The sequence below is a fragment of the Komagataeibacter saccharivorans genome (assembly GCF_004348195.1).
GTDB lineage: Bacteria > Pseudomonadota > Alphaproteobacteria > Acetobacterales > Acetobacteraceae > Komagataeibacter > Komagataeibacter saccharivorans.
This window is the reverse complement of sequence record NZ_CP036404.1, coordinates 2,938,546-2,950,000: the sequence shown is the minus strand read 5'-3', so window position 1 is coordinate 2,950,000 and position 11,455 is coordinate 2,938,546. Positions and strand designations below refer to the sequence as shown.

At 62.7% G+C, this 11,455-nt stretch carries 12 protein-coding genes (1 of these 12 cut by a window edge); 3 read left to right on the top strand and 9 right to left on the bottom strand.

What is annotated here, in order from left to right:
* Positions 1-295, bottom strand: the start of a protein-coding gene (locus KSAC_RS13560; RefSeq protein ID WP_132305830.1) for a hydroxyethylthiazole kinase. 533 nt of this gene lie to the left of the window's left edge; only the first 295 of its 828 coding nucleotides appear in the window; the start codon lies at positions 293-295; the stop codon falls past the left edge of the window.
* 176 nt (positions 296-471) lie between these two features.
* Here KSAC_RS13560 and KSAC_RS13555 point away from each other — a divergent pair, with 176 nt between their 5' ends.
* Entirely contained in the window at positions 472-969 is a 498-nt protein-coding gene (locus KSAC_RS13555) for a hypothetical protein (RefSeq protein WP_174234067.1), read from the top strand.
* A gap of 27 nt (positions 970-996) precedes the next feature.
* Here the strand turns inward: KSAC_RS13555 and KSAC_RS13550 are convergent, their stop codons facing one another.
* A complete protein-coding gene (locus KSAC_RS13550) occupies positions 997-2,697 on the bottom strand; it encodes a thiamine pyrophosphate-binding protein (protein ID WP_132305828.1) in 1,701 nt (566 codons plus the stop codon).
* 493 nt (positions 2,698-3,190) lie between these two features.
* Here KSAC_RS13550 and KSAC_RS13545 point away from each other — a divergent pair, with 493 nt between their 5' ends.
* The gene (locus tag KSAC_RS13545) at positions 3,191-3,652 is read left to right on the top strand and encodes a hypothetical protein (RefSeq protein WP_102324809.1); all 462 of its coding nucleotides are present in this window, start codon (positions 3,191-3,193) and stop codon (positions 3,650-3,652) included.
* A 43-nt stretch (positions 3,653-3,695) separates the two neighbouring features.
* Here the strand turns inward: KSAC_RS13545 and glk are convergent, their stop codons facing one another.
* Positions 3,696-4,664, bottom strand: a complete 969-nt coding sequence (gene glk / locus KSAC_RS13540; protein WP_102324452.1) for a glucokinase — start codon at positions 4,662-4,664, stop codon at positions 3,696-3,698.
* Between the two features lie 225 nt (positions 4,665-4,889).
* Complete coding sequence (locus tag KSAC_RS13535; RefSeq protein ID WP_132305826.1) at positions 4,890-5,687, bottom strand: SDR family NAD(P)-dependent oxidoreductase; 798 nt, start codon at positions 5,685-5,687, stop codon at positions 4,890-4,892.
* 154 nt (positions 5,688-5,841) lie between these two features.
* Between KSAC_RS13535 and KSAC_RS13530 the strand changes: the two genes are divergently transcribed.
* Complete coding sequence (locus KSAC_RS13530; protein ID WP_132305824.1) at positions 5,842-7,002, top strand: hypothetical protein; 1,161 nt, start codon at positions 5,842-5,844, stop codon at positions 7,000-7,002.
* 12 nt (positions 7,003-7,014) lie between these two features.
* Here KSAC_RS13530 and thiL read toward each other — a convergent pair whose 3' ends face one another.
* From thiL to KSAC_RS13505, 5 genes are all read right to left on the bottom strand, one after another.
* Positions 7,015-7,998: a thiamine-phosphate kinase gene (gene thiL, locus KSAC_RS13525; RefSeq protein ID WP_132305822.1), complete on the bottom strand. Its 984-nt coding sequence runs from the start codon at positions 7,996-7,998 to the stop codon at positions 7,015-7,017.
* A gap of 24 nt (positions 7,999-8,022) precedes the next feature.
* Positions 8,023-8,586, bottom strand: a complete 564-nt coding sequence (nusB, locus tag KSAC_RS13520; protein ID WP_102324455.1) for a transcription antitermination factor NusB — start codon at positions 8,584-8,586, stop codon at positions 8,023-8,025.
* 72 nt (positions 8,587-8,658) lie between these two features.
* Positions 8,659-9,165 (bottom strand): transcriptional regulator NrdR, encoded by a 507-nt coding sequence (gene nrdR, locus KSAC_RS13515; protein WP_102324456.1) that lies wholly within the window; start codon positions 9,163-9,165, stop codon positions 8,659-8,661.
* 56 nt (positions 9,166-9,221) lie between these two features.
* Positions 9,222-11,057: a DNA helicase RecQ gene (gene recQ / locus KSAC_RS13510; protein WP_110548143.1), complete on the bottom strand. Its 1,836-nt coding sequence runs from the start codon at positions 11,055-11,057 to the stop codon at positions 9,222-9,224.
* Between the two features lie 23 nt (positions 11,058-11,080).
* Entirely contained in the window at positions 11,081-11,455 is a 375-nt protein-coding gene (locus KSAC_RS13505) for an OmpA family protein (protein WP_102324458.1), read from the bottom strand.

Below are 11,455 nucleotides of genomic sequence, written 5' to 3'. Positions count from 1 at the left end.
GCACGCCATTGGCCTGCGCAGCCGTAACCGCATCGTGCATGTCCTGTGCCGTGCAGTTGATCAGTCCCGCCGCGTTGATCCACATCGCCCCGGCATGCCCCCCAAAACCCGTGGCCCAGCCGGGAGCCGCACCAATGGCCGGGGCGGCCCCGGCTGCCAGCAGTACATTGGCACTCAGGGTCGCTGCGACGTAATTGGTCAGCCCATATACAAACGGGCGCTGCGTGCGAATCCGATGCAGCACGGACTGGCAGGCTGCATTATCGTAATTCATTGAAACCGTTGTGAAACACATGGGGCCCCCTCCCGCCCTGGCTGCACATTCCCGCCACCGGGCCGTCAAGTTTCAGACAGGGGTTGCCTTTTGCCGATAATCGACTGAAAAACAATGAGTGAACCCGGTAATCGTACCGGCGCCCTCTTGATTCCCATATATGCTCCCCAGCCAGCATATCGTAGCAGGAACATACCGTGCGACCAGCTCTGCTTTCAGCCCCTGTTATTCTTGCTGCGGGACTCCTGGCAGCCTCATCTGCGTGGGCAACGGACGCACTGGGACAGAAAACCGGCAAGCTGTGTTTCACCCTGCATGATGCAGCCCTTGGGGGCGGTTATTCATGGGGTAAAGGACGCCTTTATTTCGGTACCCACTCCTATCCCGTCAAATTGCACGGGGGGGGTGCCGTAGGCTTTGGCTACAGCACCCTCAAGGGTGAAGGTAAGGTCTACAATCTCGCCCGCCTGTCCGACTTCAATGGCACATACTGGTCCGTACGTGCGGAAGCCACGATTGGGAAAGGGCGGAATGTGGCAGTCCTTGATAACAATCAGGGCGTGGACATCAAGGCATCCATGCGTACCAGCGGCGGCCATCTGGCAGCGGCGGTCATGCGCCTGACCCTGCGTGTCGATCCCGGTGGGGAGCGGGCAGATACCGTCCCCGCAACCTGCTCTTTCCCCATCCGCTAAGGGGCGGCCAGACCGCCCCCTCCACCTTCAGACCGTGCTGATCATGATCTCCACCACGTTGGGGCGGCCGGAAGCCATCGCGGCCTCGATGGCGGGGGCAATATCACCTACACGCGTGATGAGGCGCGATTCCAGCCCGTAAGAACGCGCCATCGCCTGATAATCCACCGGTGGATCGTTAATATCCATTGCCAGGAAATTGCCTTCACGCGCCGAGACGTAGTGCGTCTGTCCCCGCATGAAACCTTTCAGCACGTTATATTCGCGGTTGTTCATGACCACGAAGGTTACCGGCAGCCGTTCATGTGCGGCGGTCCACAATGCCTGCGGCGAATAGAGTGCCGCGCCGTCCCCTACAAGACAGACGACCGGCTCACGTCCCAGCCCCAGCGACGCGCCGACTGCGGCAGGCATGCCCCAGCCCAGCGCGCCACCACGCAGGAAGGAATACTGCGCAACCCAGTCACTGTTCAGGAACATGCGCACATAGGATGACGTGGCAATGGCCTCGTCCACGATTGCGACATGGGGACCAATGGCCCGCACGGCTTCATGGGCTGCAACACACGGGGCGATGACCGGATCGGCCCGATGCCGGGCGACCAGTTGTTCAGCCTCGTTCCGTTTGCTGTTGCGGGCCGCGACGACAACCTCCCTTGCGGTACGGAACTGCGCCTGACGGGGCTGTGTTTCGCGTTCCAGCAAGGGAAGCAGGACATCAAGAGAGGCACGGATATTGCCCACAAGCGAAAGCGGGGTCTGGAACGTACGGCCAAGATCCCGCGCATCAGCCGAGACCTGATAGACCGCGCAGGACGGCGGCACGGGCGAGCCTTCGGAATACAGGATGGTAATCAGCGATTTGCCGCCCAGCGCGAAGATCGCATCATAATCCGCCAGACGGCGTGCGATATCGGTGGCGCGGGTGGGCATGTTTCCCGCCCATAGCGGACAGGACGTGGCAAACGGAATGCGCGACGGCCATGATGCGCCATAAACCGGCGCACCCAGCAGTTCCGCTACCGCCGCGACCTGCGTTGCGGCATTGGCCCCATGCACTTCATCCCCCGCGATGATGGCAAGCCGCCCCGGCGTGATGCCCGCCAGCGCACGGGCCAGTTCAGGCAGGCCGCCTGCTATGGATTCCCGATTGATGATGGACGGTGCGCCGATGCCGATATCACTGGGTTCCTCCATCACATCCATGGGCAGGGAGAGGAAAACCGGGCCGGACGGGGCGGCCATTGAATCGTTGAAAGCCCGGCGCACCAGCACCGGTAACTGGTCCGCATGCAGGACTTCCTGCGCCCATTTGACCGCAGGCGTTGCGATGCTGACCAGATCACCAAACAGCAGCGGATCGGAAATCGTATGACGCGAATCCTGCTGGCCCGCCGTCACGACCAGCGGCGTCTGCGACACACTGGCATTGAGCAGATTGCCCATGCCATGACCCAGCCCACCAGCCGTATGCAGGTTAAGGAAACCCGGCCGCCCCGCCGCCTGCGCATAGCCATCGGCCATGGCCACCACGCTCGCTTCCTGCAGGGCGAGGATGTAGCTCAGGTCCGGGCGACGCTGGAGCGCATCAATCAGCGGCAGTTCCGTCGTGCCGGGGTTGCCGAATATGTAGCGCACCCCCTCACTTTCCAGGATTTCCAGCAGAATATCGGCCCCGCGCCGTCCCCCTGTGCGCTGTGCTGCGACCTCAAGCGGTGTAATGGCCATTCTTTCCCTGCCTGCTGTGGACGATATCGGAGAGCATGGCACCACGTTTTCGTATCGGGGTCCACAGGGCACGATTCGGGCTGGCGCCCTTTTTTCTTGATAATGATAATTATTATCAGTATAGGGAATTCACCCCGTGGGTCCCGGCAGATTCCCAACCGTCGATTTCCCGACTTTTCCCACGGCACCTTGCGGCATCACCCCCTCCAACGGGGTGGTGCCGTTTTTTTTCAGGCCCGCTTTGCCTGACCAATCATACGGGACAGATTTCGGGTGAGGATTCGGCGCATCAGCCGGGATGAAAGCCGACACACAGGATCATGCCTGTCTGGCAACAGGGATTTCCCCAAAGCGCAAGCGGATAGTCGCCACATTCATACGGTTGATGGCAGGACGGCGGATGATAGATACGCAGCGGATACATACTGCCGATTGACCCGTCCGCCGGATCATGAAGATGATATGATGACACGCTGCCATGAAAGGGCACTTCTTGCCTGCTGACCGTCTGTTTTCCCTGCCTGCCCCGCCATCTGCATCCGGCGGGGATGACGGATGCGGTTTGCCCTTGCCCCCCGCGATCGAGGCCCTGCGCCGCAACGGCATCATCGCCCCCCACCATATCGCGGCGGCCCGGTTCTGGGCTGCGGATTACCGCATCGGGGTCATGGGGCAGGAAGATCCGCAACTGGACCGCACCTCATGCGGTCTGTCCCATCGTCCCCTGAACGGACGGCGGGGGTCGATCAACCGCTACCGCTATATCCATGGCATTATCGGCTATCGTTACGAACGCATCCTGATCGCGGCGCTGATCCATGGGCGACCGGCACGGGAGGAAACCTCTCGGGTTGTACCTGCCACGCCGCAGCATATGGATGGCGTGCTGGCGCTGCTGCTGGATATGCTGACACGGCATTATGACGCGATGCCCGGCCATCTGTGGGAAGGGTAGGCCCCCTCCCCTCAGGACCTGCCGGGGTTACGCAGCGCGTAAATCAGCGATAGGCCTCGGCAAAGGCTGCGGCAGCACCAAGCAGGCCGGGCTGGGGATAGGTAATCAGCTTGACGGGCATATCCGCCATCATGCCTTCAAACCGGCCCTTGGCCACGAACCGTTCGGCAAAGCCGGAACGGGGCAGATGTTCGGCCAGACGCAGGCCAAGCCCCCCGGCGATGACAACGGCATTGGCCCCCTGCGCCAGCGCCAGATCGCCCGCAACCGTGCCAAGGCTGAGGCAGAACCGCTCCAGTGCAGCGGCGGCCACCGGTTCGCTGCCTTCCAGCGCCATGGTCCATAGAGCCTTGTCGTCACGCGCCTTGACCGAGAGTTCACCCATTTCGGCAATCGCCTCATACAGGTTCAGAAGACCCGGTCCCGATACCACGCGTTCGACCGACACGCGCCGGTAACGCCTGCGCAGCACGCCAAGGATACGGTCCTCGAACTGGTCGACGGGGGAAAAGTCGATATGGCCACCTTCCGTTTCGCACACCACATAGCCGTTCTTCCGCCTTACGATATAGGCGGAACCCAGACCCGTGCCCGGCCCCACAATGGTCGTGACGCCATGGTCCGGCAGCGGGATGTCAGGACCGCAGATATGCTGAAGGCTGTCCGCGCCAACCTGCGCCACGGCATGCCCGACCGCACCGAAGTCATTGACCAGAACCAGTTGATCCACCCCGAGCTTGACCGGCAGCCATGCGGGCTGGATCACCCACGGGTTATTGGTCAGCTTCAGCATGTCCCCCTTGATGGGACAGGCCACGGCAATACCTGCCGCAGCAGGCAGGGGGCGGCCGATCTGGCGGCTGAACGCTTCCCATGCCAGTTGCAGGCTGGCGTGATCGGCGCATTTCAGCGTCGTGGCATCCCCCAGCGTGACGACCCGGCCCTGATCAACCTGGGCAATGGCGAAACGCGCATGGGTTCCGCCAATGTCGACTGCTACGATCTCTTTCATGTCCGGTCACGCTCCGTGGCCATTATCAACAAAAATCCCCTGCGGATCCGTCCCTTCCCCGGCATGGAATGCAACCGGACCGGGACACTTCAGGCACCGCGGGCGTATCCGTTACCACATCCATCACAAAAAAAAGACCGGTCCGGGCCGAATATCATCAGCCACATCGCACAAAAGCGCCTGCGGAAAGTTTGATGCCCCCCTGAAAGACGCCGCGTGAGCGCATCAGTTCATCTGATCGGCCTTGATGGCGGACAGTATCCGCCGCTTGAACGGCCATGGCACCAGCGTATCAATCAGGCGCAGCACGGAAAATATGAACGGAAAGACCAGATGCGGCCGGTTCCGGTCCACCGCATCCGCGATCCTGCGCGCTGCTGCTGACGCACTCTGCATGAACGGCTTGGCCCCGACGACACGGCGGCTCATGGGGGTGTCCACAAATCCGGGGGAAACCAGCGTTACCCCGATACCCAGCGGGGCAAGCGCCATCTGCTGGGCTTCGGCAAAGCGCTTGATCCCCGCCTTGGAACCGGAATAGGCGGCGGCGAAAGGCAGCGCGTGGAAGGCCGCGACCGAACCGATCAGCACGATATGTCCCCGTCCGCGTTTTACCATGCACTCCGCTGCGGCTGCGGCCATGGCTGATGGGGTGGCGTAATTGACCAGTCCCAGCCGCAGCACATCCTCTGCCCGTTCGACCACGTCATTCCCGCGCCGCATGTCACCAAGTCCGGCGGCGAGGATTGCGATATCCAGCGGATAGCTGCCATCATCCTCACGCAGGGCCGCAATGGCGGCGGCCCCATCCATAAGGTCAAGCACACGGGTATGCACCTTCACCCCACGGCTGCGCGCATGCCCGGCCACGTTTTCCAGCCGCACCGCGTCACGTCCCCACAGGACCAGCCCTCGCCCGCGCGTGGCATAGAGCGCCGCCAGTTCGGCCCCGATCCCGCTGGATGCCCCGGTAATCAGCACATATCCACCTTCATCCATGCGTGAAGCGACCTTTCCTGTCATGTCCATCTTCCTTTTCGGGGTCCTTCTGTGCCATCAGCACAGCAGCAGAACGGACAACCGAATCATTTCTTTCAACCCATACCTGCATAGCCTGCCCTGTTCCGCCCCGGAATGAAGGTCGATGCCGGTAACGTCAGGATGCAACGAACCGGTCATGAACGAAACCGATCGTCTTACTATCATTCCCGTTTCCGGCTTTCGTCAGATGACCACCTTCATCCAGTTGCCCCGCCGCCTGTATGCCGGCCTGCCCGGCTATGTGCCCCCGCTTGAACTGACGCAGCGCGACCTGCTGACCCCGCGCAAGAACTCTTTCTTCCGACAGGGCCGCGCGCAATATTTCCTGGCCATGCGCGGCGGAAAAGCCGTGGGGCGCATTTCCGCCCAGATCGACCCGGTGTCCATGGAACATTATGGCGAGCCGGTGGGTTTTTTCGGTGCGCTGGACGCCATTGACGACATGGCCGTCGTTTCCGCCCTGCTGGATGCGGCGGGCGCATGGCTGCGCCAGCATGGCATGAAGCTCATGCGCGGTCCCCAGACGCTGGACAGCAATGGGGAGTTCGGGATGATGCTGTCCGGCCATCATGCCCTGCCCATGGTGGCCATGCCGTGGCACCCGCACTGGCTGCCCGCCATGATGGAAGCCTGTGGCTGCACGAAGGCGCATGACCTGCTGGCCTATCAGATGAAGACCGGCCCGGATGCGGAAGAAGCCCATCTGGTCCCCTCCAGCCTGCGACTGGGCGAAGGGCGGCTGGGCAATGTGACCACGCGCGGCCTGCGCATGGACCGGATCGAGGAGGATGGCGAGATCCTGCGCCGCCTTTACAACGATGCCTGGCGCAACAACTGGGGTTCGATCCCGCTGGCGCGCGAGGACATCCAGTCCATGATCGTTGAGCTCAAGCCCCTGCTCAGGCCTGAACATTTCGTGCTGATCGAACAGAATGGCGATCCGGTCTGCGTCGCCCTCGTGGTGCCCAACGTGTTCGATATCTCATCGGACCTGAATGGCGATCCCTCTCCCTTAGGCTGGATCAAGCTGGGCAAGCGGCTGCTGCGGCATGAATTCCATTCCGCGCGCGTGATCCTGCTGGGTGTCAGTTCCCGGCTCGACGGCACGGCGCTGGGGGCGATCATGCCCGCGCTGGCCATTACCGAGCTTATGAAGCGTGGCCGCAGCCTGCCTTACCGCACCATCGAACTGGGCTGGGTTCTGGAAACGAACCAGCCCATGCGCCGCCTGATCGAACGCATCACGCCGCAGCCGTGCAAGCGCTACCGGGTTTATGACAGGTCACTGGTGGACTGAGGGAACGGCCCTTCAGATAGCGGAGGGCAGATGGCTCCAGCCCCGCCGGGCAAGGACCATCTCCGCCCCGGATTCATTGAGCACCCGCACACCACGCCCCGCCACAAACCGACCGATACGGGTCATGGGCACATCACGTCGCGCGGCATGATGCAGAAGCTGCGCTTCATGCTCCGGCGGCACGGCAAGCAGCAGTTCATAATCATCGCCCCCCGCCAGACAGTGTTCCAGCCATTGCGGACCCAGCGCACGTACAGTGGGGGAAAGCGGGACCAGGGCGGACCCGATTTCGGCACCCACGCCGCTTTCACGCGCCATGTGGCCCAGGTCCTGCACCAGCCCGTCCGATATATCCATGCCAGCGGAGGCTACGCCCGCCAGTTCCAGACCCAGCCGGGGACGGGGCAACTGGTAACGGCTGGCCAGAAAACCATCAGGGTCCGCCACCCTGCCCTGACGCGCCAGCAGGCCCATCGCGCCATCACCGATCGTGCCGGTCACCCATATGCCATCACCCACGCGCGCACCGCAGCGCCGTAGCGCCATGCCAGGTGCTACATGGCCCAGCACCGTCAGCGACAGCACAAGCGGCCCGGATGTGGATGTGGTGTCCCCGCCCAGCAGCGTAATGCCGAACTGCTTCTGGTCCTGCGCCAGACCGGCGGCAAAGGCGGCAAACCACACATCATCACGCGCCGGTGGCATGGAAACCGTCAACAGGTAGCCCAAGGGTACGGCATCCATGGCCGCAAGGTCGGACAGGTTACAGCGCAGCAGCTTGCGGCCCACCGTATCCGGCGGGTCATCGGGCAGGAAATGCACGCCTTCCACCATGGCGTCCGCCGCCACCACAATCTGTCGTCCGGCGGGTGGCGTGAACACGGCGGCATCGTCACGCAGGTCAAGCGCGCCGTCCCCGGCAAGGGGACGGAAATTACGGGCTATGAACCCGAATTCAGCGGGCAGACCATTATCCGGCAGACTGTCCTGCCCCATGACGGCCGTCTCCCCTACCTGTAATCAGGACGCGGCGCCGTCCGGCGTGGCAGCGTCTTCCACAACAGTCGTATCCGTTTCAGCCTGCGCCGGGGCAGCCGGTTCCTTCAGGCGACGGGACAGGGCATCCAGCACGCCGTTGAGCATGCGCGGTTCGTCACCGGCAAGGAAACCATGGGCAATATCCATGTATTCATTGATGATGACCCGCGCCGGGATCGGGTCGCCGCCGGTCATCTCGCCCCCAGCCGCGTGCATGATGGCGCGTAGCACCGGGTCCAGACGGGCCAGCGGCCACGACGCGGGCAGGATCTCATGCAGCAGCGCATCGATACGATCCTGCCGGGCCATCGCACCCCGCACGACAATCCCGAACAGACGGGCATCGGCATCGGGCACCTGCCCTTCGGCATAGGTGCACTGTTCGGACGCCGACGTGCCCAGGCGGTGGCGGTTGAACTGGTTGATGACACTGTCGGGGCTTTCGTTGCCCTGTTCAATCTGGAACAGGGCCTGCACGGCCGCCACGCGCGATGCGGTGCGGGAACGGACCTTGTTGGGCTGCCGGTCACCGTCTGTCTGTGTCATGGCGCGTTACTCCTGCTGTGGCATTGCTGCGAAATCAGGGCTTCATCGCCTCTTTGCGCGGCGGGGTCCAGTTCAATCTTTACCTTTCGGTTCAGCCGCGGGAAAGTCTTCGCCCGCATCTCCCGAAACGGAAGCCGATATCGTGCCCAGAATATCAGCAAAATCCTTGGTTTCCCGGAAATCCCAATGCACGCTGGCGAAACGGATATAGGCAACGGAATCAATTTCACGCAGCGTATCCATGACCAGCCGCCCGATATCGCGCGAAGGGATGTCAGTCTCACCCATCGCTTCCAGACGGCGGACCAGACCATTGACGATGCGTTCGATCCGCTCGGCATCCACCGGGCGCTTGCGCAGCGCAATCCGCACCGAGCGCGCCAGTTTGTCACGTTCAAACGGTACGCGGCGGCTATCCGCCTTGATAACCACAAGATCACGCAACTGCACACGTTCGATCGTGGTGAAACGCTGTCCGCATGACCCGCAGATTCGGCGGCGGCGGATGGCGGCCCCGTCCTCATGCGGACGGCTGTCCTTTACCTGCGTGTCATCATGTCCACAAAAGGGGCAGCGCATGAAAAACCGTTCCTGATTCCGCGATTAAGACAAAAACAAATGCAGCCCGGATGGGCCTACGCGCCGACATCCGCCAGCACATCCAGCACCGCCGCGCCGTAACGGCTCAGCTTGGACCCGCCAACACCCCGGATCATGCCCAGTTCATCCAGCGTCGTGGGACGTTCGCATGCAATATCATGCAGCACGGCATCATGGAAAATGACATAGGGCGGAATCTCCTGCTCCCGTGCCTCCCCCAACCGCCATGTGCGCAGGGCTTCGTACCGGGCGGCGGCTTCGGGCGTCAGGTCGGTCATCCGGGGGCGTGACGAACTGCCCGAACTCCGTGCCGCCGCGCGCAGGTCCTCGGTCGCATCCTCACGCAGCATGATCTGTTCCTCACCCCGCAAGATGGGACGCGCGCGTCCTTCCTCAAGGGCAAGGGCGTTATATTCCCCGCTGACCTTTATCGCGCCGCGTGCGATCAGTTGCCGGATCACGCCGCGCCAGAAGGGTTCAGGCCGGTCGCTGCCGATCCCGAACACGCTCAGCTTCTCATGCCCATGGCGGGCCGTCATATCCGATGCCTTGCCCCGCAGCACGCCCGCCACATGCACCGCACCGAAACGCTGCCCGGTGCGGTAGATGGCCGACAGCACTTTCTGCGCGGCGACGGTGCCATCGAATGTCGCAACCGGATTGCGACAGTTATCGCAATGCCCGCAGGGTTTTTCGAGTTCTTCGCCAAAGCAGGACAGCAGGGCCTGCGTACGGCAGCCCGTGGTCTCGGTCAGGGCGATCATGGCTTCCAGCCGGGCGCTCATGATCCGCTTCTGCGCATCCGGGGCGTTGGACTGTTCCAGCCAGTAGCGTGCGCGGGCCATATCGTCACCGCCATATAGCAGGACGGTCTCGGCCTGTTCCCCGTCACGACCGGCACGCCCGATCTGCTGGTAATACCCTTCGGGGGAAGATGGCATGTCCAGATGCACCACGGCGCGGACATCCGGTCGGTCGATACCCATGCCAAAGGCGATGGTCGCCACAATCACCACCGGTTCGCCTGAACGGAAGCGCATGAGTGCGGCACGCTTTTCCACCGGCGACAGTCCGGCATGGAAGGGCAGCGCCGCATATCCCTTGCCTGCCAGCGAACGGGCCACACGTTCGGTCTTGCTGCGACTGCCGCAATACACGATGGAGGCCGCCCCCCGGTGACGATCCAGTATCGCGGTCAACTGCCGCAGTTCCGATGTCTTGGGCCTTACGGCGATATCAAGGTTGGGGCGATGGAAACTGGCCTTGAGCACCGTTGCATCGGGCATGGCCAGTGCGTCTAGGATATCGGTGCGCGTGCGGGCATCCGCCGTCGCGGTCAGGGCAATACGCGGTACATTGGGGAAATGCTGCGGCAGGGCCGCGAGTTCTCGGTATTCAGGGCGGAATTCATGCCCCCAGGCTGAAATACAGTGCGCTTCGTCAATCGCGATGACGGAAAGCGTCAGTTTTCCAAGCCGTTCCAGCATGCCCGGAAACAGCAGCCGTTCGGGGGAGACATACAGGATATCAAGCCGCCCGGCCATAAGGTCCGAACGGACGCGCGCGGCATCATCGGCTTCAAGTTCGGAATGCAGGGCGCCGGCATTGACCCCAAGCTGCCGCAGGGCTGCGACCTGATCATCCATAAGGGCGATCAGCGGGGAAATGACCAGTCCCGTGCCCGGACGGGCAAGGGCGGGCACCTGATAGCACACGCTCTTGCCGCCGCCTGTCGGCATCAGCACAAGGCAGTCACGTCCTGCCATAACCTCATCCACGGCCTGCTGCTGCAGGCCGCGGAAATCAGGAAAACCGAATACCTCGGCCAGCACATCGCGCGGATTGCGCACCGTGCCGTCGTGCCCGGTCATTTCATCAAAGGCTGGGCCTGTACTCAGTGTCCACCCACCTCGATCTCGACACGGCGCGAGGCAAGGGCGCCATCTTCATTGTTGACCGGGCCACGCGGCTGCTGGCTGATGCGGCTGGCGTCCACGCCATCGACGGCAAGCTGACGGGCCACGATCTTGGCGCGGTCGATGGCCAGCAGTTCATCAGCCGACAGGTCGTGGCTGGCGGCGGCATACCCTTCCACGCGCACATTGGAATGATGGGCGAGCGCACGCTGCGCGGCCTGCGTGATGACGGTCTGCGCGGGCGTGTCAAGCTGCGTGGAGTTCTGGGTAAAGAACACGATATACTTGCCGGGATGGCCACCAGCACATCCTGTCAGCAGACCAAGAGCAAGAAAAAGGGACAGGCGACGCAT

Excerpts from the sequence above, each read along its gene's own strand:
- KSAC_RS13550 (WP_132305828.1), bottom strand. The coding sequence starts at position 2,697 with ATGGCCATTACACCGCTTGAGGTCGCAGCACAGCGCACAGGGGGACGG.
- glk (WP_102324452.1), bottom strand. The coding sequence starts at position 4,664 with ATGAAAGAGATCGTAGCAGTCGACATTGGCGGAACCCATGCGCGTTTC.
- KSAC_RS13530 (WP_132305824.1), top strand. The coding sequence starts at position 5,842 with ATGAACGAAACCGATCGTCTTACTATCATTCCCGTTTCCGGCTTTCGT.
- thiL (WP_132305822.1), bottom strand. The coding sequence starts at position 7,998 with ATGGGGCAGGACAGTCTGCCGGATAATGGTCTGCCCGCTGAATTCGGG.
- KSAC_RS13535 (WP_132305826.1), bottom strand. The coding sequence starts at position 5,687 with ATGACAGGAAAGGTCGCTTCACGCATGGATGAAGGTGGATATGTGCTG.
- nrdR (WP_102324456.1), bottom strand. The coding sequence starts at position 9,165 with ATGCGCTGCCCCTTTTGTGGACATGATGACACGCAGGTAAAGGACAGC.
- recQ (WP_110548143.1), bottom strand. The coding sequence starts at position 11,057 with ATGACCGGGCACGACGGCACGGTGCGCAATCCGCGCGATGTGCTGGCC.
- KSAC_RS13505 (WP_102324458.1), bottom strand. The coding sequence starts at position 11,455 with ATGCGTCGCCTGTCCCTTTTTCTTGCTCTTGGTCTGCTGACAGGATGT.
- nusB (WP_102324455.1), bottom strand. The coding sequence starts at position 8,586 with ATGACACAGACAGACGGTGACCGGCAGCCCAACAAGGTCCGTTCCCGC.